The sequence below is a fragment of the Lactococcus allomyrinae genome, assembly GCF_003627095.1.
Lineage (GTDB): Bacteria > Bacillota > Bacilli > Lactobacillales > Streptococcaceae > Lactococcus > Lactococcus allomyrinae.
In genome coordinates, this window is sequence record NZ_CP032627.1 from 877,981 (window position 1) to 904,587 (window position 26,607).

General features: G+C 36.8%; 26 protein-coding genes, 1 pseudogene, 1 riboswitch and 1 other annotated feature. Of the genes and pseudogenes, 1 reads left to right on the forward strand and 26 read right to left on the reverse strand.

Annotated elements, in window-relative coordinates; translation table 11 throughout:
- Positions 1 to 2: 2 nt before the first annotated feature.
- The 10 genes from dltA to D7I46_RS04225 form a co-directional block, all read right to left on the reverse strand.
- Entirely contained in the window at positions 3 to 1,532 is a 1,530-nt protein-coding gene (dltA, locus tag D7I46_RS04180) for a D-alanine--poly(phosphoribitol) ligase subunit DltA (RefSeq protein ID WP_120771747.1), read from the reverse strand.
- A gap of 11 nt (positions 1,533 to 1,543) precedes the next feature.
- Complete coding sequence (gene dltX, locus D7I46_RS04185; protein WP_120771748.1) at positions 1,544 to 1,672, reverse strand: teichoic acid D-Ala incorporation-associated protein DltX; 129 nt, start codon at positions 1,670 to 1,672, stop codon at positions 1,544 to 1,546.
- 230 nt (positions 1,673 to 1,902) lie between these two features.
- Entirely contained in the window at positions 1,903 to 2,424 is a 522-nt protein-coding gene (locus D7I46_RS04190) for a helix-turn-helix domain-containing protein (RefSeq protein WP_120771749.1), read from the reverse strand.
- 139 nt (positions 2,425 to 2,563) lie between these two features.
- Positions 2,564 to 3,745, reverse strand: coding sequence for a WxLIP family cell surface protein (locus tag D7I46_RS04195; protein ID WP_120771750.1), 1,182 nt, complete (start codon positions 3,743 to 3,745; stop codon positions 2,564 to 2,566).
- 137 nt (positions 3,746 to 3,882) lie between these two features.
- Positions 3,883 to 8,751, reverse strand: a complete 4,869-nt coding sequence (locus tag D7I46_RS04200) for a beta strand repeat-containing protein (RefSeq protein ID WP_120771751.1) — start codon at positions 8,749 to 8,751, stop codon at positions 3,883 to 3,885.
- 47 nt (positions 8,752 to 8,798) lie between these two features.
- Positions 8,799 to 9,554: a WxL domain-containing protein gene (locus D7I46_RS04205; protein ID WP_120771752.1), complete on the reverse strand. Its 756-nt coding sequence runs from the start codon at positions 9,552 to 9,554 to the stop codon at positions 8,799 to 8,801.
- 57 nt (positions 9,555 to 9,611) lie between these two features.
- Complete coding sequence (locus D7I46_RS04210; RefSeq protein ID WP_120771753.1) at positions 9,612 to 10,370, reverse strand: WxL domain-containing protein; 759 nt, start codon at positions 10,368 to 10,370, stop codon at positions 9,612 to 9,614.
- A gap of 40 nt (positions 10,371 to 10,410) precedes the next feature.
- The gene (locus tag D7I46_RS04215; protein ID WP_120771754.1) at positions 10,411 to 11,202 is read right to left on the reverse strand and encodes a WxL domain-containing protein; all 792 of its coding nucleotides are present in this window, start codon (positions 11,200 to 11,202) and stop codon (positions 10,411 to 10,413) included.
- A 45-nt stretch (positions 11,203 to 11,247) separates the two neighbouring features.
- Positions 11,248 to 12,090, reverse strand: coding sequence for a WxL domain-containing protein (locus D7I46_RS04220; RefSeq protein ID WP_120771755.1), 843 nt, complete (start codon positions 12,088 to 12,090; stop codon positions 11,248 to 11,250).
- An 85-nt stretch (positions 12,091 to 12,175) separates the two neighbouring features.
- Complete coding sequence (locus D7I46_RS04225) at positions 12,176 to 12,487, reverse strand: LPXTG cell wall anchor domain-containing protein (protein ID WP_120771756.1); 312 nt, start codon at positions 12,485 to 12,487, stop codon at positions 12,176 to 12,178.
- 586 nt (positions 12,488 to 13,073) lie between these two features.
- Between D7I46_RS04225 and D7I46_RS04230 the strand changes: the two genes are divergently transcribed.
- Entirely contained in the window at positions 13,074 to 13,643 is a 570-nt protein-coding gene (locus tag D7I46_RS04230; RefSeq protein WP_120771757.1) for a TetR/AcrR family transcriptional regulator, read from the forward strand.
- Between the two features lie 360 nt (positions 13,644 to 14,003).
- Here the strand turns inward: D7I46_RS04230 and rplL are convergent, their stop codons facing one another.
- From rplL to D7I46_RS04310, 16 genes and pseudogenes are all read right to left on the reverse strand, one after another.
- Positions 14,004 to 14,369, reverse strand: a complete 366-nt coding sequence (gene rplL, locus D7I46_RS04235; RefSeq protein ID WP_120771758.1) for a 50S ribosomal protein L7/L12 — start codon at positions 14,367 to 14,369, stop codon at positions 14,004 to 14,006.
- Between the two features lie 81 nt (positions 14,370 to 14,450).
- Entirely contained in the window at positions 14,451 to 14,966 is a 516-nt protein-coding gene (rplJ, locus tag D7I46_RS04240; RefSeq protein WP_120771759.1) for a 50S ribosomal protein L10, read from the reverse strand.
- Positions 14,967 to 14,989: 23 nt separating this feature from the next.
- Positions 14,990 to 15,121, reverse strand: a sequence feature (ribosomal protein L10 leader region).
- A gap of 69 nt (positions 15,122 to 15,190) precedes the next feature.
- Positions 15,191 to 15,382, reverse strand: a complete 192-nt coding sequence (locus D7I46_RS04245; RefSeq protein ID WP_240424495.1) for a hypothetical protein — start codon at positions 15,380 to 15,382, stop codon at positions 15,191 to 15,193.
- A 6-nt stretch (positions 15,383 to 15,388) separates the two neighbouring features.
- Positions 15,389 to 16,144 carry a helix-turn-helix domain-containing protein gene (locus D7I46_RS04250; RefSeq protein ID WP_120771760.1) on the reverse strand — a complete coding sequence of 252 codons (756 nt, stop codon included), beginning with the start codon at positions 16,142 to 16,144 and terminating at the stop codon, positions 15,389 to 15,391.
- A gap of 113 nt (positions 16,145 to 16,257) precedes the next feature.
- Positions 16,258 to 18,042, reverse strand: coding sequence for an ABC transporter ATP-binding protein (locus D7I46_RS04255; protein ID WP_120773285.1), 1,785 nt, complete (start codon positions 18,040 to 18,042; stop codon positions 16,258 to 16,260).
- Complete coding sequence (locus D7I46_RS04260; protein ID WP_120771761.1) at positions 18,029 to 19,873, reverse strand: ABC transporter ATP-binding protein; 1,845 nt, start codon at positions 19,871 to 19,873, stop codon at positions 18,029 to 18,031. The genes D7I46_RS04255 and D7I46_RS04260 overlap by 14 nt, the downstream gene beginning before the upstream one ends.
- A gap of 96 nt (positions 19,874 to 19,969) precedes the next feature.
- Positions 19,970 to 20,590: an ECF transporter S component gene (locus D7I46_RS04265; RefSeq protein WP_120771762.1), complete on the reverse strand. Its 621-nt coding sequence runs from the start codon at positions 20,588 to 20,590 to the stop codon at positions 19,970 to 19,972.
- A gap of 120 nt (positions 20,591 to 20,710) precedes the next feature.
- Positions 20,711 to 20,909: riboswitch (FMN riboswitch) on the reverse strand.
- 129 nt (positions 20,910 to 21,038) lie between these two features.
- Positions 21,039 to 21,755, reverse strand: a complete 717-nt coding sequence (locus D7I46_RS04270; protein ID WP_120771763.1) for a pseudouridine synthase — start codon at positions 21,753 to 21,755, stop codon at positions 21,039 to 21,041.
- Positions 21,745 to 22,308 (reverse strand): SMC-Scp complex subunit ScpB, encoded by a 564-nt coding sequence (gene scpB / locus D7I46_RS04275; protein ID WP_120771764.1) that lies wholly within the window; start codon positions 22,306 to 22,308, stop codon positions 21,745 to 21,747. The genes D7I46_RS04270 and scpB overlap by 11 nt, the downstream gene beginning before the upstream one ends.
- On the reverse strand, positions 22,305 to 23,036 hold the full coding sequence (locus D7I46_RS04280) for a segregation/condensation protein A (RefSeq protein ID WP_120771765.1): 732 nt from the start codon (positions 23,034 to 23,036) through the stop codon (positions 22,305 to 22,307). Before D7I46_RS04280 ends, scpB begins: the two co-directional genes overlap by 4 nt.
- A gap of 29 nt (positions 23,037 to 23,065) precedes the next feature.
- Positions 23,066 to 23,782 carry a site-specific tyrosine recombinase XerD gene (gene xerD / locus D7I46_RS04285; protein ID WP_120773286.1) on the reverse strand — a complete coding sequence of 239 codons (717 nt, stop codon included), beginning with the start codon at positions 23,780 to 23,782 and terminating at the stop codon, positions 23,066 to 23,068.
- The gene (cbpB, locus tag D7I46_RS04290) at positions 23,760 to 24,221 is read right to left on the reverse strand and encodes a cyclic-di-AMP-binding protein CbpB (RefSeq protein WP_120771766.1); all 462 of its coding nucleotides are present in this window, start codon (positions 24,219 to 24,221) and stop codon (positions 23,760 to 23,762) included. The genes xerD and cbpB overlap by 23 nt, the downstream gene beginning before the upstream one ends.
- 22 nt (positions 24,222 to 24,243) lie before the next feature.
- The gene (locus D7I46_RS04295; RefSeq protein ID WP_120771767.1) at positions 24,244 to 24,747 is read right to left on the reverse strand and encodes a metallophosphoesterase; all 504 of its coding nucleotides are present in this window, start codon (positions 24,745 to 24,747) and stop codon (positions 24,244 to 24,246) included.
- Between the two features lie 49 nt (positions 24,748 to 24,796).
- Positions 24,797 to 25,390 (reverse strand): annotated as a pseudogene (locus D7I46_RS04300) (nucleoside-triphosphate diphosphatase); the annotation flags it as partial.
- A 12-nt stretch (positions 25,391 to 25,402) separates the two neighbouring features.
- Positions 25,403 to 26,215 carry a glutamate racemase gene (gene racE, locus D7I46_RS04305; protein WP_120771769.1) on the reverse strand — a complete coding sequence of 271 codons (813 nt, stop codon included), beginning with the start codon at positions 26,213 to 26,215 and terminating at the stop codon, positions 25,403 to 25,405.
- 131 nt (positions 26,216 to 26,346) lie between these two features.
- Complete coding sequence (locus D7I46_RS04310) at positions 26,347 to 26,586, reverse strand: YneF family protein (RefSeq protein WP_120771770.1); 240 nt, start codon at positions 26,584 to 26,586, stop codon at positions 26,347 to 26,349.
- Between the last annotated feature and the right edge of the window lie 21 nt (positions 26,587 to 26,607).

Consider the following 26,607-nt stretch of genomic DNA (forward strand, 5'->3'; position numbering starts at 1 on the left):
GTTCACTCTCCTGCCATTTTAAGAGCAAGCGCCTTTCGGTCAACTTTTCCGTTTTGATTAAGGGGGAGTTCTTCCAGATAAATAAATTGTGTCGGCATCATATAATCCATAATTGTTTTGGATAATTCTGCTTTGAGCTGTTTTGTAAATGCACGCATTGCTGATTTATCAGTTGGTTGAAATAAATTTTGATTCGTTTTTACAAAAGCAACAAGTGCTGTAACTTTATGCTGTGTATTAAATTTTGGTAAAACAATTGCTTTCTCAATTTGTTCTATTTCTTGCATATTTGCTTCAATATCTTGGAGTTCAATTCGAAAACCATTGAATTTAACCTGAAAATCTATTCGTCCTTGATAATATAACATTCCGTCAGTACTGACAGAACCTGCGTCCCCTGTATGATAGGCCTTTTTTCCCTTAATGCTGAAAAAACTTTGAGCGGTTTTTTCTGGATTTTCGTAATAACCTTTTGCGACAGAATCACCAATAATAATGATTTCTCCATCTATTATTCTTACTTCTACATCAGGTTTTGCATAGCCGATAGGCAAACGTGTGTGATTTTTCAGTAATTCTTGAGTAATCTGTACTGACGAAATAGCTCCAGTTGCTTCTGTAGGTCCATAAGTATTAAAAATGCTTGCTGACGGAAAAGCTGTCAGTAATTTTTCTGCCGTTTTTACCGTCAGTTCTTCACCACAAAAAATAAATTGTTGTAAATGCGGATGATTTTTCTCTACAAACGAAGAATCAAGCAGACAAATATCAACAAATGATGGGGTTGAAATCCATGTATTGATTACAGTTGAATTCAATCGTTCAAAGAGAAGCTTGAAATTTGTTGTTTCTTTTCTTGATAAAGAAACCAAATTTCCTCCTGTAGTCAAACTTGGATAGATACTAAAAATGGATAAGTCAAAGCTATATAAAGCTTGAGATAAAATCTGATTATTTTCAATCTGTAAAAAATCATGATTCATCCAATTTGTAAAGCTAGCCAGATTATCATGACTGACTTCAACTCCTTTAGGAATTCCTGTCGTACCTGAAGTGTAGATAATATATGCACTATCATCGCCTGATATCGCATCATCTAGGTTGATTTTTGGAAATTTTTTACTGACAGAAAGCTGTTCAATGCTGTCAGCGCTGACAGAAATTCTGTCAGCAAAAAGTTTCTTAAATTCCTCTGACAGCTCCGCCGTTGTGATTATTGTTGTGACTTTTGATGCTGACCAAATCATTTCAGTTCGTTCAAAAGGCGTATGCGCATCTACTGGAATATAGGCATGACCCGTCATATTTGCTGCAAGCATTGAAGTTAATGTTATAAAATCATTTTTACCAAAAATCAAAATAGGACGCAATTTCTCTTTCTCATTTTCATATCGCTTTTGTTTAATTTTATCTGCAATTAATGACATCATACCAATCAATTCACGGTAAGTATATGAGCGCTCAGCTTCAGAAAAAACTACTTTATCAGGAGATTCCTGCGCAATTTTTAAAATACGTTCTAATAATTTCATTCATTTCTCCTCTAAAACTCATCATAAATAAAATGTACTCCTCCCGTATGGCTGTACGAGTACAGATAAAGCAGTATGATGATGATAATAAAATAAAATATTGTCTTACTAAAAAATATAACGAATTCTTTTTTATTCACCCTCCACCTCCTTTTACAATCAAATAAAGTTTATTTCATCACATTTAGATAAACGAATAGATAAATTTCACTTTATTGAATACATTTTATCATCCTAACAGAGAACTAAACTTACATTTATGTAAGAAAAATGCAGTATATACCAAAAAGTATACAAAATAAAAAAGTCCCTAAGGACTTTTTATAATTTTTTACGAGACATTTCACAAACCTTTATCATTATACCCGCTCTATACCCTCAACAACCAGTCTAATGTTACTTTACCCAAATCTGCGATTTCAATAAGATGTTCTAGAGAAGGAACAAATCGATTGTCTTCTATTTCTCTGATAAATCTCGGAGAAACAACTGGTGTTAGTTCTGCACCAAACTCTACCTCCGAAAGATTAAGTTGTGTTCTTATCGTCTTAATCTTTCCGCCTAGTTTATTCAGAATATCAGAATTAGCACAACTTAACGATTGGTACGATTTATTCATTGTTTCCATCGGTAAAGTAGAAATTCTCCCTTTACCATTGAGATATCTCTCCTCACCCTTATCCTGAATAGAACCATTCAAAGATTCCTCTATCTTTTGTAGTAGCTTAATATCAGGTTTCTTTCTCAGGAATAGAATATCTGATACCAATGCCGCTGGATATCCTATATCTTTTGAAAGCTTTAATATAGGAATTCTATAACGACGCATCTCTATTTTAAAATTCTTAATTTGTTCATCAACTTCAGTTTGTTCCATTATAGACTCACTCATAGCTCCCCTTTCTAGCACATCATTCTATAGTAACCTCAAACCTATAAGTATACTCCTCACTTCTTCGTCTCTCAAAAAATCCGAGTATAGTATATTCCGTATAAATTTGTGATTAATTATTTTCCCTATAATATTTCTATTACTCATCTTTTTCAGAAACTTCTTTGCTCTCTTCATTCAATTGCGCTTTAATCGCTTCAAGTTGAGCTTGAAGTGCTTCTTTTTCGGAGGGCTGTTCTTCCTCGTCTTCCTCATCTTTACGGCGTTTCCACAAGAGAAAGAAGAGGAAAAGCAGGGCCAAAAGAATCAGGATGATTCCCATCCAAATCAACCAGTTTTTATACCAAGCTTCTGGTTTAACCGTGACATCCTTAGCATTTAATTTTCTTGCCGTCTCTCCAGAAATTGTAAAGTCTCGCGTAAATTGCCAGCGATAATCAAATTTCTGCGCTTTACCTGCCGCATCTTTAGATGAATACTTTCCATTTGCATCTTTTTGGCCATAGACCGTCATTGTTAAACGATACTTCCCTGCCTCAAGACGCTTTCCTTCACCAATCGCAATAGGATAATCAAAATTAGTATTAGGCGCCATTTGCATCATTTCTTTATTTGCAGTATAGGACAAACTCGTATTACTCAATCCCTTAATCGTTGCTTGCGCATACATTTGATTAAGGTATCCTGCATTTGGATTTTGTAGATTAGCATTGATGACATTTCTATAATTCACTTGGCCTGGGGCCACAGCGTTCATTTTTAAATCTGGTGCAACCACTGTTTTATCTTGTTGCATCAAAAGTGCAACGACATACGCATATTTATTTTGAATACTCAACCCTTTAGATTTGGAAGCTGTTGTGCCAGAATCTTTTTCTTTAAATGTAATCCCACCTGCGATAACCCCTTTAAAAGTTTCATCAGGCATCTTAACATTAATTTTTACCTGTTGTGATGATTTAGGAGTAAGGGTAATTTCTTTAGGCATCGTCGCATAGTCTGCAAGATTATACTTTAAAGTGCGATCTGGCTTAATCTTATTCGGAGAATATTCGATGACGCCATTAATATTCGTTGTCGCACTTGCGATTGCTTCTTCAACAATTACCGTTTTCTCTGTTGAGTTTTTGAGCGTAACCGTTAAAGTCTGAGATTGACCAGGGTTCATTTCTAAATTGAAATACCCACTTTGACCGATTTGATTTTCTGGGAGAACGGGGTTCACCGAGAAGTTAAACTCATTGGCATAAGCCACTTTACTCATTGCTCCAAGCGTAAAGATTGTCGCAATTAATAACAAAATTTTTCTATATTTTTTCATTATTCCCTCTTTCTAAAAATGAAGTGATCATTCTATTAGTAAATCGTTGTCTTACTATAAATATAAAATAAGTCCGTTGTTCTAAATGGAAAGCAATTTCCATTTAGAACAAAAATACAAATTAACCAATCCTTCTATTAATTGGTTGGTACATCATTGAGAGACCAAGTCAATTGTCCTTCGTAAGTTCCTTTTTCTTGACTCTGCACAGGGATATTCAGTTGAATCCCTTGTCCAGTGCCCGAATTCCAATTTTGATTCAAATTGAATGTCCCTGTTGTTGGTGCTGTATTTGCGTAAATTTGCATAGCAGCACTTGTAATTTGTTGACTTCCTGTTCCATCCTTGAAGATAAGATAGGGAGCAAGATTATTTCCGTTTGTGACGCCTTGCAAATCTTGGGTTTGCGCAACGGTAACGGCCCAAGGTTTAAGCCCTGTTCCTGTACGAGTATCCGTGACTGTCACATCACTTGAAGGACTTTGTGCCCAAGCAACCAAAGGTTTGGGACTAACATTTAATGTTCCAAAGTCATACATCGTAGGAGTGGTTAAACTAATTGATCCAAAGCTTAAATTAATCGTGATTTCTTTTGATACCCCATTGTAGGTATAAGTTACAGGATCGATATTCCCATTTTCATCAATGATTGGATGATCAGCCGTAATGGTTTGTAAAGTGCCGACTAAATCTACTGGAGTAGAAATCGTTGGATCTTCTATTGTCCCATCTGCTTTGAAGCCCAAGGCATAAGTCCAATTTCCATCTAAATCCGCTTGATTTTTAAGCGCATGTGCATCATCCCCTGTCATACTTGTATCATAAGCATTCACAGCAGTCTGATGATCTGAGGAAATAACCGCAGCTTGTGGAACAACAACAATATTACTTTTAGCCGTACTACTTCCCAGTGTCCAAGTCATTGGAACTTCTGCATAAGATTGACCTTGCGCATTTGTCTCTGAGGAAGTAGGGTCTTGAATACTTGTACCTGCAGTGTTAATGCTCGATAAAGTCCCAGCACTCACAGTAATATCAGACATTACTCCGACCCCTTTCAAACCAACTATTTGTTGGAGTTGAGCCTGAGTCAATGAAGAAGCATTTGTCTCTGAACTTGTATTGGGTAGGATATAATTTCCTGCACTCAACGAAGTTGTATTATCTGTGACCACATTTTGAATAATATAGCTTCCAAAAGTGGTTGGGTCATTTGAGCCATCTTGTTGGTTGCCTACAAAGTAGTCTTTGGTTGCAAAACTCCGCGTAGCCCCTGTTGTCCCCGCACTAACGTCAAAATTAGGGTTTGTTTGTGGGTAGTTGTTCAAAACATTTCCATTGTAAGCCGATGCCGAACGAGATTTTATATATCCAGGGGCATCAGAATTGAAAGAAAATGGTTGATTATTAGCCATACTACTTAAATCTGGACTATAGTTCATGACATATTTCAATTCAAAACTTGATGTTGGTGTATTTGGATCCACAGATGCCCACGCTTGCATAGCCGTTCCTGGTGTTGGAGTGCCTGTAGTTACACCTGGTAGATTATATTGCCAATTACCTGTTGAACTATTCAAACCTGTAGTATTGAAAACACGTATCTGTCCAGGAACCACATAACCAATCCAGGTGGGAGTCGTAGGACTACTCCCTGAATCCATTGTGTAATCTCCAAGAAAAGCATAATTACGCGTGAGATCCATGCCTGAGAAATTATCAGGTGTAATATTCGCTGCACCAGATTTTGTGGAGGCATCTCCACCATTGAAAGTTAACACAGGAAATCCTGATTGTGGTCCCCAATAAGCTCCATTATAATAAGGATTATTAGTAGTGCTTGTAGGAGGAGTGCCTGTCGGCTCCCATAATAAATTCCCATTATTAGTTGACATATCCAAGTCTGAAAGATTAATTAATCCCGATGTTTGAACGTAAGGGGTAGAGAGTGTAGCATTTGGATAAACAATGAGTTTACTACCAGATACAACAGATGATATGGAAGTAATTCCAAGCGTGGAATTACTATCCATTTGAATCGTTCCGTGCTTCGCATATGTCGCCGCATGGGTCGCAGCTGTAGCTCCACCCCCGTTTTTAAACGAACCTGCTACATTAACTGTAGCTTGTGAGGTAAGTTCTGCACTATTGAAATTAATCAATGAACCATTAATTGTGATTGGATTGTGAGAAGTGTTATTTCCCAGAGTGACTATTGAGGTATTAGTATTGGCCGATGCAATAGCATCTGTCAAATTATCACTACTTCCACCTGAAGAGACCGTTCCTGAGATAGTTGTTCCATCCCCGACTTCAATATTGGTATTATAGAGCTGACCAGATGAGGGCATCGCAACGTAATTTGTTGCATAGAGAGAACCTACACTTGAACCATCCGCATTGATCTTCATGTTAATAGTTGAAACATTAGTATTCGTTCCATTTGTTGAACCATCTCCATAACACGTAATTCCATTCAAAACATCACTTCCTGCTGATGCATTAATATTTAAGTTAATAGTATTGTTATTTCCTTTTGTACCAACAACAGAGCCACTTGTACCATAATTGGCACCACCAGATATATAAGACCCTTTGGGAAGTGGTACGAATGTGCTTCCTGTTGAACCCGTTAAATCAAGATTGAGTGTAGAATTACCATATACAGATGAACTTGCCGTCATAGATGCACCACAAAGTGCTTTCGGTCCTGATGAACCTGCTTCGCCTGGGGTAGGAGAGCCAGAAAAATCTCCTCCATAAACATCTACTTCTGTATTACCAGCAATCATCGAACCATTACCATATGAACCACCTGTTAAGGAGTTAATCGTTCCTTGATAAACAATAACTTGACCATTACCAGAAATGTAATTCCCAGACCATGTCCCCCCTAAAAACCAATCAACCTGACCATTATTGACTTGAGAAGTGACATTCCCCCACACTGCATTCCCATCGTAGGGTCCTGCTTCTAGAGTATCTACAATCCCCCCATTCAAGATATTATAGTCATTTCCGATTTGATTACCGCCAAAACTACCTCCATAAGTCCAGCGAGAAATATCATTATTATGAATAATCCAACTATCACCATTTTGAAAATAATAATCATCAGATTCTTGACCACCTGCGCCCACGATATCCCAACCAGATTGGTAGCCATATCGTGTAGGTGGATTATTGGAATAAGCATAGGTTTGCGTACCTGGAGTTCCTGATGTAGAACTTGAGGTAACCAATCCTGCACCACCACAAGAATTATCAGCGTTCAGAGTTCCAAGTTCAATAACTGTACTTCCTTGAACATAACCCGAACGTCCACCTGCGCGAGAATAACCATCAGAACCTCCCCGTGACATAATTCCACTTTGTTCCCAAGTGTAAACATTGCCGTAGATAGCTGCAGTTGCGATATTTTGCGCCGTAGTATTGACAGTGTTAGGATTTAAAGCTTGCCAAGTTGATAAAGTTCCCGCATTATTTCCTGGGATACCCAAAGCACCCGTTGATAAAAGTGCAGGGGTTCCTGTAGAACCACCTTCTACACCATAAATTTGGCCTGTGGTGAACCCCGCTTTGACATAGCTAGTAATATTACCATAAATAGTACCTTTAGCAGTACCAATCTCTCCAATACTTCCAGGTGAATTTGCTCCTACAAAGTAACTAGAAGTTGTACCACTAAACTTTGAACTATCATAGCTCGTGGCAATAGCATCAGTGGTTACACCGTTTGTACCAATGTTTCCTTGATACGATCCTCCCGAAAAGACATTAGCTCCTGAGTAAGTACCTAAACCTCCAAAAGTATTATAGATGGTACCTCCAATATTTCCATAATATGCCCCTCCCCAAATATTATTGCTATAAATTGAAGAAGAGTTTGTAGAAACAATGTTATTGATGACATTTCCTTTGACTGTAACTGGAGATGCTGATGTACCAATTCCGGCACCATAAATACTTGAAATGGTCGTCTGGAAGTTCTTGATATCCAAGTTAGTATTTCCAGAGATTGTTGCTCCAGCCGCACTCCCCCCTGTTACATTAGTGAGGGTTGACGATGCCTGAGTAATCGTAACATGAGTATCTCCAGAGATTGTTCCACCAGATGAATTACCGCCATAGATGTTCCATCCTGCCGTCCCACCTGTCGCTCCAATATAAACATTCGTACTCCCCGAAAGGTTTGTATTATCTGTCCCTCCATAAATATTTGGAGCACCAGTAATCCAAGAACCATTCGTTGTCGCAAAAGCATTCCCTTGAGCATAAATATTATCACCGCTAGCAGCGACAGTCACATTACGGAATATCGTAGGTACTCCAAAATAAACATTGTTCGGTAGGGTTACGGTGTAATTTGTCCCCGATGCTTGAGAAGTATTGGAACTGGTCAAAGCATCTGCTGGGTTAGATACCCATGTTAAGCTTTTAGCATGACCAACAAGTGTACTAAACGTCATACTGGTTGCACTTGGTGCAGAAACAGGAGCTTTGACTAATGAATTATTTAAAGTTGTATTACTGCCAAAATAAAGTACAAAATCTGAAGTACTCGCATTAGAGGCGCTATACATCATGTATAATGCTTGTTGAACACCTGCATCCGTTGCGGGAAAACTACCGAGAACTGTACCGTTCTGAACAGCAGTAACCTGATTTGCTGGTAAAGTTAATCCACCTATACTTTGTTGCCATCCAAAACTATTGGGAGCAATTGCATCACTAACTGTGTTTTGAGGAAGGGGGGTACGACTAGGTTGTGAAACTGATTTACCATTAAAAGTACTACTAGTGGGAACAACGCTTTTAAGCATGGTACTCATACTAGTATTAGACGTTGTCGCTCCTACTTCTTGAGGTGATAACATCTTCCCAAGAGATGTTGGCGTAACACGTCCGCTACTAAAAGCTTGAGGAATCGCCCCCAGGTTCATAGATGGGACCAATGCTAGCAACATTGCAAAAGTCACAAGTTTAAATTTGTTTTTTCTTTGCATGAAATCTCCCTTACTTGTTTCTCACCACTAAACATATTATTAAAAAATTAGTTAGCAGGTGTGTCATCAAGGGTCCATGTAAGGTCTGCTGTATATTGAGCTGCACCAGCTACACCCGCTGGAACTGCGAGTGTTACGGCTGTATCTTTGGTTGCACCATCTTTGCCACCAAAGTCAAGCAAGCTGTTACCTGAACCATGTCCTGCTGTTGCTCCAAGGATTGTTCCCGATTGAACACCTGGTGTCAATACTGTTGATGCTGCTGAAATATCGGCTGGATTTGCTGTACCAGCACCTTGAATTTCTGCATCTCCAAGTGTAATTGTTGCACCAGTAAGTGTTCCATGACCATTAGCAACAAGCCCTGCATCTGAAGTAGTGAAGTCAGTCATTTGTACTTTTAAGTTCCATCCAGAGAATGTTCCACGGTTATCCGCAACTTGAACATAGTTTGTACGTGTGGTACCATCGTCCAATTTTTGTGCTGCTGCATTATAAACTTCTGCTTTATTGCTGACTGGATGACTACCAAAATCAAAGCTTGATGCATAAACAATCGTCAAACCGCTATCTGGCATTGTTGGACCTCCAGGGTTAACACCATCTGGTTCTGTAGGAGTGACGGGAGTAGTTGGATCTTGTGGGTCAACTGGTCCTGTTGTGTCGGTACCAGGTGTGAATGTAACTTCACCTTGTGAATTGTATACTTGTGTTGTTGCAGCACTAGCAATTTGTGGCGCAATGGAAGCGGCCAAAAGTCCAAGTGTGGCTAATGAAATATATTTTACTGCTGATTTAGACATGAAATTGTCCTGCCTTTCTGAGATATAAATAAGTTTTTATCGCTTACTCCTCTTGTATTAAGTTGGAGTATTCGTTGGTAAATCAGATAATATCCAATTTAGTGTTGTGGTATAAGCTGCTGCATCTTTTGGTGTCGTACCAGGTACAAATAGTGTTACATCTGGGGTGAGACCATCCTTCGTAATACTAGTTTGACTTCCCCAACGAATCACCCAAGTCCCTGCACCTTCACCAGATGTAGCAAGTGCGACTTGCGTTTCTACACCTGGAATTAAGCTGAGTACTTCTTGAGCTTTGGGAGCAGATGCTCCATTTGTAGATGCTGGAACTGGGTTTTTCAAAGAAATCGCAGAGCCGTTAAGCACTTTATATTTCTGGGGACCTGTACCAACTTGCGTAAATTGAGAAGTTTCTACAACTTTTAAAGCCCAACCCGAAAATGTGCCACGTCTGTCTGTTACTTGGACGTAATTGGGCGTTAAAGTCTCTGAATTAAAATACTTTTGAGCTTTCGCAAGATAGGTTTCATCTTCATTTGAGATATCGTGAGTTCCAAAATCAAAGCTTGATGCAAAATCGATTGTAAGTGGGCCATCTCCGCCAGGAGTAGGTTTTGAACCGTCTGGATTCTGTGGATCTACAGGAAGGGTAGGATCAGGTGTATTAGGATCTACAGGGGGTTGAACACCACTTCCTGTACTAAATCCAACAATTCCCTGTGAATCGTAGGTCTGTGTCGTGGCGGCGTAAGCTTTATGGGCTAAACCCAATGAAATCAGGATGAGAGGCACGCTTAACAATGTTATTTTTTTCACAGTACCCTCCTTTTCATGTTATTGAGGTTAAGCAAATGACTTAGTTCCCTGGAGCATTCGTTAATGACCAATTAAGTTGAGTCGTGTAAGCTGTCGCTTTATTGGTCCCTGCAATAACTTTAAGAGTAATTGGTGATGCTGTTGATACTGCATCATTATCAAGATGAGGGCCTCCGTTTTCTTGGTAGTCTGCGTTGCCGCCAAGACCGTAAACCCAAGTCCCCATTCCTTGATTAGTGCCTGCACCTAAAATCTTAGTTGCTGCTGTCCCTACTGTAAAACTATCAGTATTAACATAACCTGGTGTTGCTGCTGTGGTCCCCTCCGTATAGCCTTTGCTGAAAGATAGCTCTGCTCCAGTCAACTGATCTCCATCTGAATTTTGAAATTGGTCACTTTCGGCAACAGTTAAAGTCCAACCATCCCATGTTCCGCGTGTATCTGTGACTTGGACATAGTTAGGACGAGTGATATCAACGTCATTTCCATCCTTATCTTTGCTAATCCATTGAGCATGTGCATAATAAGTGGCATCATTAGATGAGATCTTCTGTGTACCAAAGCTCAAACTTGACGCAAAGTCAATAGAAAGCGCGCCACCTGTCCCTGGTGCTGGGTCTGTACCATCTGGGTTCGTTGGTCCTACTGGAACTGTTGGATTTAATGGGTCAACTGGGCTAATCCCTGTATTATCCCCTTCTTCAAAGTTAACGTAACCATTAGACGTGTAGTCTCCACCTGTACTTGCAGCACTTACAGTACCAGCAATCATAGGTCCTACTACAAGGCATGTTGTCAATACTGATGCTGATTTCAGTAACATTTTATTCATGAGTTGTCTCCTTTTAAATAATCCTATTTTTAATCTGATATGATTTTATTGACTGACTGCAGATGTGTTACCTGACCAATCATTGCCTGGTACTGCTTGGAGACTCCAATATAAATCTGTCGTATAAGCTGCTGCTTTTTCTACCAAACCTGATGGAACGGTTAAACTAATTGCTGATTTTGTCGCAACTTTGGATTGGTCTGAGGTGTTTGCAGTATCTACTGATGCTGCATCATACGCATCTACATCACCAAAGTTGTAAAGCCAAGTTCCTGCTCCTTCATTTTCAGCTGCTGAAACAAGTTTAGTCGCTACACCTGGTGTGAGTGAACCTGAGGTCACAACATCACTTGGTGTACCTGAGGTAATTCCGTTCCCACCTACAATTGTTCCACCAGTGAAGTTAATTTGTGCTCCAGTAAGTGCATAACCTGCATCTGAAGAACTACCAGAGCTCAAGTGAAGATCTGAGGCTTGGGTCAAGGTCAACGTCCAGCCTGCCAGATCTCCTGATTGGTCAGTTACTTGCGCGTAGTTGGGTACGATTTTAGTCGCATCATCTTTATCTACTACCATGTCAGGGTGAGCATAATAAGTTTGTGCTTGTGTAGAGATTGATTGTGTACCGAAGTAAAGTGTTGAACCATAGTCAACTGTCAAGTTCCCTGGTGCTCCTGGGGTGCCTGGATCCACGGGAGTGACGGGATTCGTTGGATCAGTGGGGTCAAGGGGGTCTACTGGCCCTGTACCTGCTTGCAAAGTAAGGTTGGCACTAGAAGTATAGTCACCACCAGTAGTCGTTGCTGCACCTGCGGTAGAAATAAGCACTGGTCCTGCAATTAAAACTGTTGCTAATAGTGCTGAAGATTTTAATACTAATTTGTTCATTAACTGTTTCTCCTTAAATGTTAATCCATTAGAAATAAATTATTTTTCAAATGGTGAGTAATAAAACTTTGGCTTTAGTATTTTCCTATATGGCTTCCCTCCTTTTATGCTTTTTATAAACTGTAATGAGGAATAAAAGAATCATTCCTGCAAAACTTGTTATAACTGAAGAATTTGTTGCATCTCCCGTTTTGGGAAGAATACTTTGCTCCTTAGGAAGAGTTGGTTTAGATTCCGCAGGAGCAACATTCTCACCACTTGAGGACGGGGGCGTTGTCCAAACACCTGTAAACCCTACACGGCCTTGCGTGTTATACTTTGTTTCGGCTGCGTGAGCATAAACTGTAGGCATCATTAAAAGCAACAGAAGCAATGCAAATAAATGTTTTTTGTTCATTCTTTCTCCTTATATAGTATTGCTAAAAATATAGCCAAAATCATTAAAATACTAAATTCTTTATTAACTAGGTAGTCGATACAAATTGTATAATTCCAGAAGATAAATTAGTATTTAGGATTTATATAACATCGCTCATACTTCAGTACAAATTATGATAAAAAATATTTTTTATTATTTGCAATATAAAACCTTAAAATAAAATATTTTTAATCTTTGTAATCGTTTTGCTACGTTATATGTATTTATTAAAACACATTTCTATTAGTTTACAAACAATAATGAAATAATTTAAAATTGATTACTTCCGTTAATTATACCCATTTCATTAAGAGATTAAGGCTTTTTTGTGTAAAATATTATCAATACAATCTTTTTTTGAGTTATTAATACATGATTTTAGTTTATTTAAAACAAACTAATCCACGTTAATACTATTTTTTATTAGTTTTCTAATTGGGGTAGTAAAAAACACTCTAAAAAATAAAGTGATTGGTTCAATAATTTTACTAATATTTACTTTCATTTTGACAAAATAACTATTAAAATAAAGTAATTGAAATATATTTTAGATAGGAGGAGCCCTATGGCAAAAGATACCAAGCAAATTGTTATTCAGGCTTTACTTAATATTATGTCCGAAAACGGCATACTCAACTTAGAAGAAATAACTCGTAGAACTGGGGTTACTCGTAATACAATACAAAAAAATTTTAACAATCAGGGAATTGATGGTATTTTCGATTTCATTTATTCACAGATTTTAACTGAAATTAATGATCGGCTTTTCCAGCATGACCCAAATGAACTCCCCATTGAGATTTTCGCAGATATCGTTCTAAATATATTATGGAAACATCGCGATGTGATTCGTATTTTATCAATTTCAGATCGACTTCATCAGGCTATAATACAATTTACAGAATTGTCTTTCCCTTGGATAAAGAAACGTTATGAACTTCTTGTAAAAATTAACAATCTTTCTCCAATTATTTCACCTAAAAAACTATATTCTCTTTGGAATAATCATTTCTTTGGGATAATATCTATTTGGTTAAGCGAACAGTATCCTGTAAAACCTTGCGTTTTTAAACCTAAATTTTGCTTTTTAATAAGGACTTCAATGTATGATTTAATCTATAAAGACATCAAGTAATCAATGAAATGGATATCAATTGATTAATAATCAGGAATAAATTTAGAACCTATTCCTGATTATTTTTGATTTTATTAGATAATTTTTGAACAATTGAAAATGTTATATTTCATACTACTGACTTTTTTAGAAGTACCGTTTCCAGTTATCATACCTCTACAAAAAAACAGTGCATAAAATACCTTATGCACTGTTTTTTTGCATCTATTCAGTCCATTATTAAGTAATAGATAACTTCTTAACTTAAATATATGAATAGTTCTTTTTTTATAAAAAATGAAAAAAGTCTACTAAATTTTTAGTAGACTTTTGTTAGAAATGCTAAAAATATTTCTAGCTTATTCAAATTGATAATAATTTTTATTTAAGGTTAACTGAAGCACCAGCTGCTTCAAGTTTTTCTTTGATTTCGTTAGCTTCTGCTTCAGAAACACCTTCTTTAACAAGTGCAGGTGCACCGTCAACAAGTTCTTTAGCTTCTTTAAGACCAAGACCTGTGATACCACGAACTTCTTTGATAACTGCAACTTTCTTATCGCCTGCTCCAGTCAATTCAACGTCAAATGAATCTTTAGTAGCTGCTGCTTCACCAGCACCTGCTACTGCTGCTACAGGAGCTGCTGCAGTTACGTCAAATTTTTCTTCAATTGCTTTTACGAGTTCTGAAAGTTCAAGGATTGTAGCTGTTTCAAGTTCAGCAACGATGTTTTCAATGTTCAATGCCATTTTAATATTCTCCTATTAATTTTTTATTTTGTTGCGTAAATCCGCCGATTATTTGTTGCTTGAGCAACAAATAGCCTATCATTAAGCTGCTGACTCTTCTTTTTCCGCAACTGCTTTGACTGCAAGGGCCACGTTGCGAACTGGTGCTTGAAGCACTGAGAGAAGCATTGAAAGAAGACCTTCGCGACTTGGAAGAGACGCAATAGCTTGAATTTCTTCTTTTGAAGAAACTTTACCTTCAATTACACCAGCTTTGATTTCAAGATTTTCAGCTTCTTTCGCGAAGTCAGCCAAAACTTTTGCAGGTGCTACAACATCTTCGTTAGAAAATGCTACTGCTGATGGGCCTGAGAAAGCTTCTGATAAACCTTCAAGACCAGCTTTTTCAGCTGCACGACGCAAGATTGAGTTTTTAACCACTTTGAATTCAACGCCAGCTTCACGGAGTTGTTTACGAAGTTGAGTATCTTGATCAACTGTCAAACCACGTGAATCTGCAACAACGATAGATGCTGCATCAGCCATTTTTTTTGTGTAAACATCAACCAATTCTGCTTTCTTAGCAATTGTTGCTTCATTTACTTTGTAATCGCTCATTTTTTTACCTCCATATTTTATTGTCGGGCATAAAAAAACTATGCCGACCATAGACATAGAGAGTTCAATTATCATTTTTTACTGTGATATTTGTCCTCGGTAGGAATATTATGACATACGTCCCCTACTGTCTTCGGTCAGTTCTTTTAGAACCTTTAACAGTATAGCAAAATTTTCATAGATTTGCAAGAGAAAATTTAAGAAATTTTATTTTTTAAAATCATTCAAGCAATACTTTTTTCCTTTTTGAAGAAATGTAAATTTTTTATTTTACTCATCTCTTGCTCCTGCTTTTTTGTTTTTTTTATCTCTTTTTCATCAAGTTTTACGGAAATCCAGAGGACTAATTCATACAATAGTGCAAAAACTACCCCAATTCCTAAAATCGGTAAAATATCTTTTATCCAAGTTATCATTTACTCTTAGTCCTCAATCTGTGCTTCTTCAATTTCTTCAAAATGATCCACAACTGGCCCAATAATACGAAAATTATCTGCCTGTCCTAGATAAAAATCTTTATATTGTGGGTCTGGATTGAGTGAATGAATTCTAAAGCAATCTTTTTCTTCAAAAACTTGTTTAATGTAAAGTTGCTCTTCTCCCAAATCCCCTTCAGCGATTGCATAGATATCACCGCTACGACCAAAACCAGTATGTAAAAATGTTGCGATAGAGAAATTAGGAAACTTAGGCTCCATAGATTCTCCTTTAACTCGTGCAGCACCATCATAACGAGAAAGGGGTATAGTAGTATAAGCTTTATAATACCCTCCAGTGTTATTGACAGAGTTTCCCGTTCCTGCTGACAACTCTTCATCTTCAACTATCGCATAATAAAGTGAATTCCGAGAATAAGTTTTTAACTCGATAATATTTGATTTATTTTGCTCAATCAAAAAATCAGTAAAATTAATGACAGATTCCTGCTGTTCCTCTGTCAGCAAACGATAATTTTTTAATAGCTGTTTTTCGGTAGAATAATCAGTTTTTTTGATGAGTTCTTCGATAGATAACTCATAAATTTCTGACAATTTTGCCAATAATTCTAGTGTTGGATTGCTCTCTTTTTGTTCCCAAAGGACATAGGCACTTTGTTTCATACCAAGTTGTTCAGCAAGCTGGCTCTGAGTAAGCTTTGCATTTATTCGAAGTTGCTTAAGATTTTTCCCAAAGTTCATTACTCAGCCCCTTTTATCAGTTTTTCTTATATTATATTCTAATATTTCTACTTTGTCAATATAAAATATCAGTTTTTCTGATAAAAAATTTCTGTCAGTACTGACAGAAATCATTAAAGTTCATTTTGTAGGGTTTGAATCCGATACATATCCGCATAATAACCATTTTGCTCAAGGAGTTCATCATGATTGCCACGTTCAATGATTTCTCCTTTATCAAGTACAAGAATCTGATTGGCATCTTTAATCGTTGATAAACGGTGAGCAATCGCCATTGTTGTACGGTTTTGACGCATATTGGTCAGCCCTGCTTGAATCAGTGCTTCTGTTTCTGTATCAATATTTGCGGTTGCTTCATCTAAGAGAAGAATTTTAGGATTTCTGACAATCGTTCTAGCAAAATTAATCAACTGCCGTTCACCTGCTGAAAAAGCTGCCCCGCCCTCAATAACACGCGTATCATAACCGTTTTCTAGTTGCTGAATGAATCGGTCAGCTTGAACAAATTTTGCAGCTTCTTTAGCAGCTTTGTCAGTAATGACAGGCTTCATCATTTTAATATTGTCAGTAACTGATGCAACAAACATGAACGAATCTTGCAAAACTAGGCCTAATTTCTCTCTCAATTCCTCTTTCGAATAGCTACGAATATCTCGGTTATCAATCAAAACTTGCCCTTCGGAAAATTCATAAAAACGCATGAAAACGTTGATTATACTTGACTTCCCAGAGCCTGTATGTCCGACAAAAGCCACGGTTTCTCCAGGATTTACCACAAACGAAATGTGTTTAAGCACCTGATGCTCCCCATCATAAGAAAAACTTACATCTCGAAATTCAATTTTTCCTTGTGTAATCGTAGGTAAATTATTGACGGAACCATCAGTAGCCTGTTTCGGTGAAAATTCTGTTTCTTCCATGATAGATTTGATTCGACTTGAGGCCACTAGACCATTTGAAAAATTTGATAAAGAATCCATCAGCCCAGAAATTGGATTAAAATAAATTTGCACATTGCTGATAAAAGCATAGACTAAGCCAGCTGCAACAACGGTGTGCATACTTCTATCAGAATACATGACCAAAACGACAATAATCGAGATTGCCATCAAGAAATTGACTAATGGACTGAGTAATATTCCATTAATTTGAATGACTCGTCGTCTGAAACCATAGTATTCATCATTTGTTTCTTCAAATTCCTTTCCTAATCGAGACTCCTGACGAAATTGTTGAATAATACGCATCCCAGAAATGTACTCATTTAACTTTGTATTTAATTCCGAACGTTTTGCCAACATTGCGCGATAAACACGCGTACTAACACGTTGATAAAGCATCACTGACAACAACAAAATCGGCAAAAAAATTAACATAACTAATGCAATTTGATGATCAATCAAAAATAGTGCAATAAAAGCAATGATAATAGACAACACACTTGTTAATGCATTAAACAGCATCTGCCAAAAGTCAAACAAATCCGTGTCATTAGTGATTCGCGTAATTAACCACCCTGTGGGTTTTTGGTCAAAATACCTCATTCCCAAAGTGTGAATTTTTGCATAAACCTTTTTACGAATATATTGATTAACAAAAATCGATCCATTTTGGAGATAGTTCCATTTGAAGAAAAAAGCAATTGAATTAATAATTGCAAGCGCTAAATAAAGTCCTGCAAAATAAAAAATAATTTGGTCGGTTGCTCTCATCGGTGTCAAATAAGAATCCATAAAAGCAGAAAGAACGAAAGGCATAATCGAAGCCAATGCCGTTGTTATCACGCTAAACACAAACGCCCAAATAAAATACCGCTTGAAAGGAAGCAAAAATTTGAAAATAAATTTAAAAACTTGCCAACTCTCACTGACAGACATTTTTTCATCACGATTCTCCATCATTATTGCCTCCCTTCACTTTTGTCAGCATACTGACAGACTCGTCGTCCTTGCTCCGCTTTTCTGTCAGTGAATATGGAGAATTTTGGCTTTCAAGGTGACTCTCAATCTGTTGCATTTGCCACATTTGCGCATACCAGCCCTCAGCTTTTATCAGATTTCCATGCAAGCCACGTTCCGCAATCTTACCAGCTTCTAAGACCAAAATTTCATCAGCATCCATTACTGACGAAAGTCTGTGACTGACAATCAAAGTCGAACTTTCATGACGAAGTGCCTTTAAATTAGATAAAATCAACTGTTCAGTCTTTGCATCTACTGCAGACAATGCATCATCTAAGATTAAAACTTTAGGTTGAATCAGCAAAGCACGAGCAATGGATAAACGTTGCTTTTGACCTCCAGAAAGTGAAACACCACGTTCTCCAACCAGCGTATCGTAGCCTGCAGGAAAAGCAACAATATCCTCGTGAATTCCCGCAGCTCTAGCAGCAAGCTCAACTTCTTCTTGAGAAGCCATCATTCGCGCGAAACGGATATTATCTCTTACTGACATTGAAAACAAGAAATGTTCCTGCGGCACATAGCCAATCGCAGGCAAATATTCATCAAGCTGGTAATCCATAATATCTCGACTAGCAAAATCAATTTCACCTTCATAATGGTCAAACTCACGCATTAATAACTTGATAATCGTCGATTTTCCAGCACCCGTCCGTCCAACCAGACCAAGTACTTTACCTTTTTTCAAATCAAATTGAACATTCTGTAGATTACGCCCTTCATGCTCATTTGGATAAGTAAAATTCTGAACATTAAAAGTCAAATCTCCCGAATCAGGCATCAATAACTTTCCTTCAGAAACTTTTGATTCAGCCTCCTGAGCCAATAATTTATCCACGCGTGAATACGATGCACGCCCCCGTTCAATCACATTAAATAACACACCAATTGCAAACATCGGCCAAACCAAATTACCGATATAAGTCATAAACGCAACCAATTGACCTAAGCTTAATACATGATGTACCACATAATAGCCTCCAAGTGCAATCGTCAAAGTATAGGATACACCAACAATTAGTGTAATTAAAGGATCATACATCGAATCAATTCGATTGACCTTGACAAAAGCCTCATCAATGTTATCTAATTTTTGCTGGAAGTCCGCCATATCTTGCGTTTCTTCTCCGAAAGATTTAATCGCTTTCATTCCAGTAATTGACTCTTGTACCTTATCATTCATCTCAGAAAACGTCTCTTGAGCATGTTCAAAACTCACATGAATTTTATCACCCAAAATCTTTGAAACTAATGCTAAAAAAGGTAAAGGAAGCACAGCAATAATTGTCAAACGCCAATCAATAAACAAAAGCATGGCAATAATCGTTGTTCCACCCGTCATCAATGAATCTGCCCACGTTAAAACGCCACGACCAGCTACTTCCTGAATTGCTTGCAAATCATTAGTGGCATGAGCCATCAAATCCCCTGTACGATTTCGTTGATAAAAAAGTGTATCCATCCGCAAAAAATGCCGAAAAAGGCGCACCCGCATGATTTTTTCTAGCTTAAAAGCCTCGCCCCAAATATTTGTTGACCAAAGATAGCGAAAACCATATTCAAAAGCCGCAGTTGCCAATAAAATTCCAGAAAATTCTAGAACTAACGTTAAAGACAACGTATGCTTCACAATATGGTCGATAATTTCTCCAATCACTAACGGTGGAATCAGATGTGTCATTGACACCATAAAAAGTGCAAATAGACCTATTCCATAACCTTTCTTCTCTGATTTAAAAAACCACCAGAGGTCTCTAAAAATTCCCATAAAGTTTATTCCAATTTATTTTATAATATTCTAAAGATTAGTATAGCATAAAAACTCAGAATAAAACAAAAAAGGTTGATTTATCAACCTTTTATCTTAAACATTATAAAATTTAACCACTTTATTTTTTCGGAAAACAGCAACAATTAAACCAAAGACAAGCGCAAAAATTAAGTTTTCAATCGTATTAAAGGGAAGAACAACACTCATCAAGTAGTTAGGATTGAACGTTACCGCCAAAGATCCCATATCAAAAAGATGAACTGCCCCAGGAAAAATCTTGTCAACATCAAATCCTGCTGCCAGACGGTATAGTGGGAGGGCATAGAATACATTCAAAATCATCATGACCACTACTGCCGAAATCGTTGCAAAAACAACACCCACAATATAATTTTTGATTGAAAACTTCTTCTTAGTAAAGAGCCACACCATTGTCATAAAAATCCCAAGCGCAATAAAATTCATTGGAACACCAATCCAAGTCGATGGACCCTGATTAAATAAGATATACCATAGAATTGAACGGATAAACAAGATAATAAATCCATCTCCAAGCCCCAAAGTAAATACCCCTACTAATACAGGAATAATCGAAAGTTCAACCTTCATGAAATCAATCCCTGGTAAAAGTGGAAATTGTAAAATAGGCAATAATAAAACTGTAGAAAGTGCAGCAAGCATAGCAATAAGCACCATACGACGTGTTTTAGACATAAAAAAACCTCCAAATATGAGAAAATGATTCTTCAAATTTCGAGGAAGTTGATAGACATTTTTTTGTTTGGCCAAAAACGATAATCATAGCAAAAAAGCAGTGATTACATCACAAAAATTGTTCATCTTCTTCCATCCAGACTATCAAATCAATAAATTTTGTTAAACAAAATCTATTGATTAAATGTTCCCATTTGGTCACATTTAACTGTCGCTAGCAGGTTCTCACTGCTTCAATCGCTATTGCGAATCGCGGAGTCATAAGGTCAAAGCCCTATTTACCGCCGGTCCCGAATCTCACGGTGCCCTGAAGATAAGCTTATTATAGCACAAGTAGATTCTTCTTTTCAAGAGTTAAGTTCTCATACTGGATTACTATATTTTTTTACCGAACAATATTCCAAAATAGAGATAAATTAATAAAGAGCATCCTACAGGATGCTCTTTATTAAGATTGTGCCGCATTAATTAATTGCGAAACTTCTTTCTTATTCAAACGACGATATTGCCCAGTAGGAACTCCATCTAAAACCAATGTTCCATATTGAATACGACTTAATTTTTGAACTGGAAGTCCTACTGCCGCAAACATATTTTTAACTTGATGATTTTGTCCTTCATGAATTGTTAAACTAACAATAGAGTGATTTTTGACTTTATCCTGTTTGATGATTTCATAGCGTGCGGGACTCATCTTTTTCCCATCAATTTTAATTCCTAAAGTCAGTGGACGTAAATTTTCTTTATTCGCCTGCCCTTCAACTTTGGCAACATAAACCTTATCTACACCGTGTTTTGGGTGTGTCATTAAGTTAGTGAACTCACCATCATTAGTTAATAAAAGTAAACCACTTGTGTCCCAATCCAAACGTCCCACAGGGTAAATTCTTTCCTTTACTTGAGGCATTAAATCCATTACTGTTTGTCGCCCTTTATCGTCACTTACAGAAGAAATGTAACCACGTGGTTTGTTCAATAAATAGTAGACTGGCTCTTCATTATAAACCGCTACACCATTTACTTCAACCACATCTCCTGAGGAAACTTGATAACCTAGATTCGTCATAGGAACATTGTTAACTACAACCTTTCCTGTTAAGATTAATTCTTCTGCTTTGCGGCGACTTGCCACACCAGCGTGTGCCAAATATTTATTAATTCGCATCTTCATCACTTTCATTAAATAAAATTTGTTTCTCTGCTATAAATTGTTCTTCATCAACTTCTGGAAGTTCCGCAAGATGATTAATCCCAATATAATCTAAGAAAAACTCTGTTGTTGCATAAAGACTAGGACGTCCTGGAGCTTCAAGCTCTCCTACTTTTTCAATCAAATCAAAAGCACGCAGAGTAGCAATAACTCCAGATGAATTAACACCACGCAATTGTTCAATTTCTAATCGAGTTAAAGGCTGCTTATAGGCAATAATAGATAATACTTCTAACGCTGACTTTGATAGAGACTGATTAAGCGGTGTTTTCGCATAAGTGCTAAGCAAATCAGAAAATTCCTCTTTTGTTGCCATTCTATACTTTCCCGCGGTCTCAATAATTGTTAAAGCAGACTCTTCATCAGCATGATATTTTTCTCGAAGATAAACGATTTGCTGTTGACAGGCTTGTTTAGAAAGTTCAGCCAGTGATGACAACTCGGTAAGGGTCAAGCCTGATTCACCAGAAACAAAAAGTAAAAGCTCACAAGTAGCAGTCTTATTCAATACTTCAGCTCTCCTTTTCTTTCTAATATGATTTCCCCAAAAAGTTCTTCTTGAGAAAAAGAAATTTGTTGATTTTTAATCAATTCTAGTAATGCCATAAAAGTCGTGACTAGTTCTTCTTTTTTAGCACCTTCAGAAAACAAACTCGAAAATTTACATATTTTTTGTTTTGTAAACTTTTTAGTAAGTTCTAAAATTTTATCAGCTATCGTATATTTCTCAGCTTCTATTGTTGTGTTCTCATCCTCTATCTGTTGCCTTTGAAGTTCAAGAATTTTATTAAAAGCCAAAAATAAATCTATTGCATTTTTATCTTTGATAAGACTCGTTTCATCCGTAATGATTTCTGTCTTGGACTTTGAATAGTAATGACTTCGCACATCATGTAGATTATTAAGACTTTGAGATAACATCTTATATTTTCGATACTCATCAATTTGTGCAAGTAAGTCATATTCTAACTGTTCCGTATTCTCTATAAAATCATCAGAGATCGTTGGTAGAAGTCTTCGAGATTTAATAAGCATAAGCTGACTAGCCATAAGCATATACTCACCAGCAATTTCTAACTCAAGAGTTTGCATTTTTCTAATATAATTAAGATATTGTTCTATAACTGGTACTAATGGAACTTGAAATATATCCATTTGATATTGACTAACAAGGTGTAAAAGGAGATCCAGCGGACCTTCAAAGTTGTCAATCTTTATATTTATTTCTTTTATCATATTTACATATTTTTAATAATGTAATTCCTCTATCTATAATATTTCTCAAGTGTAGTAATCGTTGATAACCCTAATAATCCTGCAACTTCGTAAATTGTTTTTCCATTTTTTACCTGATGCAAAATATATTGTTCTCTAATTTCTTTTGAAGAATATGGGGTAAATTTTTTTAGTTCAGTATAGAGAAATTGCCTTGATTTTGCAAATAGTTCATCAGCATTTTTGATTGCTTTAACACGCATTGAAAATTTCTCCCTAATGGGAAGTACACGTTTAATTCCAGATTTTTCAACTGTCAAATATTTAAATTTCCAATTAAAATTTTCCCACTTTAACTTTTGAATCTCTGAAAAATTTAAACCAAACTCTAAAATTAATAAAGCTAAAAATTGTCCTGGACCAGTAAGTGGTCCGTAAAATTCTGGAAATTCCTTTATTTTTGGATGATAACTATGAGTTTTATCTATTTTCTTTTGAGAAATCTGTTCTAATTTATAGTAACGATTTATTTTTTTGTTTTGATAAAGATATAAAAGATACTGATTTGCGCTCGAAAGCTTTCTCCGTTGAGCAGATGGAGAAAGCGCCGAAAGATGTAATTTGTAAAGCTCCAATGCTTCTTCTGATATTGTTCTTTCTTCAAAAAAATCGTGAAAAGAAGCTAAATCATAGTAGTAGTTCAAACGAGTATTTGCTGAAAAATCCTTACTACTCAAATACCCATCAATTTCGTTTGGTAATTTCATAATATTTTGTAAAGTCATGAGAAAAAGCATTGAATGCTTTCAATATTTCTTGTCGAACAATAATTCCAATAAATTCTTGTCCTTTAACAACAGGCAAAAAAGGCTCTTTAATGAGTTTATTCATAATTTCTTCAAGAGTAGCTGAAGGTCTTAAAGTTGGCACTTCTTTATTTACAATCTCTGAGATTGTTGTGTTTTGTGATTTTTCATAAAAGAAATCATGTTCCATTTCAAACTCAACTATTTCTGTTAAGCCAAGCACGCCTACATATTCTTTCTGATTGTTCAATACTGGAACCCGTGAATACTTATATTGACTGAGTAACAGTTTCGCGTGTGCAATATTATGCTCTGCGTACAGAACTGCAACATTTTTTGCGGGCACAATGAAGGTGTCACTTCTACTTAAAATAAACTCTTCTATATTTTTATCAATCACTTACTCCCCCTCAAGATATAAGTTATAGTTTAAACTGTAATTCTGGGATTGGTTCATGCTGAAGATTATGATAAGAGATATTATATTGTTCTTCCTCAATTTCAATCACAGCATACATTTTAATGTCATATTCTCCTCTTGGTTGTGCAACAGAACCTGGATTCACATAAACAGTATGATTGATTTTTTGAACAACGGGTCTATGAATATGTCCAAATAAAGCAATATCTGCTTCTTTTTCCTCAGCAAAGTATGAGTAATGTTCCAATCCCAAGCCAACATAAAATAAATGACCGTGAGTAATCAACACGTTTTTTCCTTCAACTTCTTTGAGAACATACTCAGGATATCCATCATCATAATCACAGTTGCCAGCAACCACTGTAATCCCTTTCCAAATTTCATCTGAACTGGGAAGTTCTGAATCTCCACAGTGAAAAATGTGACTTGCAGTATTTTGATACTTCTCTTTAATTGATTTTATGACCTCACGATCATAATGTGAATCTGACATTACTACAAACATAGATACCTTCTTAAATAAATTTTATATTACATAAATAGCATTATGAAAATCAATTATTCAACCACTCTGGAAGCTCCTTCATCAGCTTTCGAAGCGCTTGCCCTCTATGAGAAACTTTATTCTTCTCTTCATCTGATAATTGAGCTGCTGTCCGAAACGCATCCACTAGAAAAATGGGATCATATCCAAAACCATTTTCTCCTTTTGGCGTCAATCCAATATAACCATTCCAATCAGCCTCAACAACTAAACTTTCATGGTTAGGTCTGGCAGCAACTAGCGTCGTATGAAAATGTGCACTTCTTTTTTCTGGTGAAATTGCTGTTGGAGCAAGTTCATGCAAAAGTTTGGTGATGTTTTTTTCATCAGTAGGATTTGGTGCGGAGAACCGATGTGACCAAATTCCAGGTAATCCTCCCAGTGCATCTACACAGAGTCCTGAATCATCACCAATCACTACTTTGCCAGTGAGTTCTGAAATTTGCTCAGCTTTCAAACGTGCATTTTCTTCGAAAGTTGTTCCAGTTTCCTCAATTTCGGGAAGTTCTGGATAGTCTGTCAAATCTTTGATTTCATAGCCAAAATCACCAAGCAGACTCTCAAACTCTTTAGTTTTTCCTTTGTTCCTTGTGGCAATAATCAATGTATTTTCCATTTAAAGTTCCTTGCGATCTTCTATTTCAGTGTGCATAACATTTATATGACCAATATTCAGCCATTTTTCTGCGATAGTTTGAAATGACTCAATACCCGCCGTCGTATAGAACTGATGATTAATCTGTTCACGTTCTGTTCCATTTAGCATGAAATAATTAAGTAAAACTGAGATATCACGTACGGTTTCAGCTCCTGAATCAATCAATTTAACATTTTCACCCATTGTTTTTTGTATTAAAGTACGTAACAATGGGTAATGAGTACATCCCAAAATAAGTGTATCAACTTTTCCTATAAGAGGTTTTAAACTCTCTTTAACAACCTTTTCAGCAATTGATGAATCCATCTCATTTGACTCAACAATTGGAACAAATTTGGGACAGGCTAAACTGGTTACTTCGATTGAGGGTGATTTGAAATGTATGGCTTTTGGATATTCACCCGACCTTACAGAAGCTTGTGTAGCGATGACACCAATCTTTTTACCTGTTGTTTGTTGAATTGCTGAAGAAGCTCCGGGCAATATAACTCCAATAACAGGAATATCAAGTTTAGTTTTTACATTTTCGAGTGCCACCGCTGTTGCTGTGTTGCAAGCCATAACAATCATTTTTACATTCTTTGAAAGCAAAAAATTGACCATATCCCAAGTGAAAGCAAGAATCTGCTCACTGCTCCGAGGGCCGTAAGGCGCGCGACGCGTATCTCCGATATAGACAATTTCTTCGTTAGGGAGCTGTCTGAGGAGCTCACGAGCAACGGTCAGTCCGCCGACACCTGAATCTAATAGGCCTATTGGTCGGTTGTCCATTTTTCTTCTCCTTCAAGAGTTAAAGAAGCTGTATATGTTTATCCAGCGTCCTTTTTTGCTACCGATAAAAGTAAACGCTGAGAGAGCTTGGTACAATGTCCCTGCTACTTGCTCAGCGTATACACTTTTACTTATTTTTTCTTTGTGTCGGCTTGTTTTGCTGCAGCACGAATTTGACGAAGAACTTGTTGAACTTGTACTTCGCTTGGCTTACGTCCCATTGAACCCATCATAAGACGCACAGCATCTTCATTAAGTGGCGGGTTATCCATGAGCATTTTTTTAGTTTGTCTTTGTGAGAACCATGTTCCCCCAAAGAAACCAGCCAGAAGGCAGACAACCATAAGCAAGATAGCTAACAATAAGTTCATTTTGAATCTCCTAAATTTGGC

What these genes read in the sequence shown, in the direction of transcription:
- D7I46_RS04230 (WP_120771757.1), top strand. Translation starts at nt 13,074, where the DNA reads ATGGCAAAAGATACCAAGCAAATTGTTATTCAGGCTTTACTTAATATT.
- D7I46_RS04220 (WP_120771755.1), bottom strand. Translation starts at nt 12,090, where the DNA reads ATGAACAAATTAGTATTAAAATCTTCAGCACTATTAGCAACAGTTTTA.
- D7I46_RS04245 (WP_240424495.1), bottom strand. Translation starts at nt 15,382, where the DNA reads ATGATAACTTGGATAAAAGATATTTTACCGATTTTAGGAATTGGGGTA.
- rplJ (WP_120771759.1), bottom strand. Translation starts at nt 14,966, where the DNA reads ATGAGCGATTACAAAGTAAATGAAGCAACAATTGCTAAGAAAGCAGAA.
- D7I46_RS04310 (WP_120771770.1), bottom strand. Translation starts at nt 26,586, where the DNA reads ATGAACTTATTGTTAGCTATCTTGCTTATGGTTGTCTGCCTTCTGGCT.
- D7I46_RS04215 (WP_120771754.1), bottom strand. Translation starts at nt 11,202, where the DNA reads ATGAATAAAATGTTACTGAAATCAGCATCAGTATTGACAACATGCCTT.
- D7I46_RS04225 (WP_120771756.1), bottom strand. Translation starts at nt 12,487, where the DNA reads ATGAACAAAAAACATTTATTTGCATTGCTTCTGTTGCTTTTAATGATG.
- D7I46_RS04270 (WP_120771763.1), bottom strand. Translation starts at nt 21,755, where the DNA reads ATGCGAATTAATAAATATTTGGCACACGCTGGTGTGGCAAGTCGCCGC.
- D7I46_RS04260 (WP_120771761.1), bottom strand. Translation starts at nt 19,873, where the DNA reads ATGGGAATTTTTAGAGACCTCTGGTGGTTTTTTAAATCAGAGAAGAAA.
- D7I46_RS04280 (WP_120771765.1), bottom strand. Translation starts at nt 23,036, where the DNA reads ATGATAAAAGAAATAAATATAAAGATTGACAACTTTGAAGGTCCGCTG.
- D7I46_RS04255 (WP_120773285.1), bottom strand. Translation starts at nt 18,042, where the DNA reads ATGGAGAATCGTGATGAAAAAATGTCTGTCAGTGAGAGTTGGCAAGTT.
- D7I46_RS04195 (WP_120771750.1), bottom strand. Translation starts at nt 3,745, where the DNA reads ATGAAAAAATATAGAAAAATTTTGTTATTAATTGCGACAATCTTTACG.
- D7I46_RS04295 (WP_120771767.1), bottom strand. Translation starts at nt 24,747, where the DNA reads ATGTTTGTAGTAATGTCAGATTCACATTATGATCGTGAGGTCATAAAA.
- D7I46_RS04250 (WP_120771760.1), bottom strand. Translation starts at nt 16,144, where the DNA reads ATGAACTTTGGGAAAAATCTTAAGCAACTTCGAATAAATGCAAAGCTT.
- D7I46_RS04200 (WP_120771751.1), bottom strand. Translation starts at nt 8,751, where the DNA reads ATGCAAAGAAAAAACAAATTTAAACTTGTGACTTTTGCAATGTTGCTA.
- racE (WP_120771769.1), bottom strand. Translation starts at nt 26,215, where the DNA reads ATGGACAACCGACCAATAGGCCTATTAGATTCAGGTGTCGGCGGACTG.
- D7I46_RS04265 (WP_120771762.1), bottom strand. Translation starts at nt 20,590, where the DNA reads ATGTCTAAAACACGTCGTATGGTGCTTATTGCTATGCTTGCTGCACTT.
- D7I46_RS04205 (WP_120771752.1), bottom strand. Translation starts at nt 9,554, where the DNA reads ATGTCTAAATCAGCAGTAAAATATATTTCATTAGCCACACTTGGACTT.
- dltA (WP_120771747.1), bottom strand. Translation starts at nt 1,532, where the DNA reads ATGAAATTATTAGAACGTATTTTAAAAATTGCGCAGGAATCTCCTGAT.
- D7I46_RS04190 (WP_120771749.1), bottom strand. Translation starts at nt 2,424, where the DNA reads ATGAGTGAGTCTATAATGGAACAAACTGAAGTTGATGAACAAATTAAG.
- xerD (WP_120773286.1), bottom strand. Translation starts at nt 23,782, where the DNA reads ATGAAATTACCAAACGAAATTGATGGGTATTTGAGTAGTAAGGATTTT.
- rplL (WP_120771758.1), bottom strand. Translation starts at nt 14,369, where the DNA reads ATGGCATTGAACATTGAAAACATCGTTGCTGAACTTGAAACAGCTACA.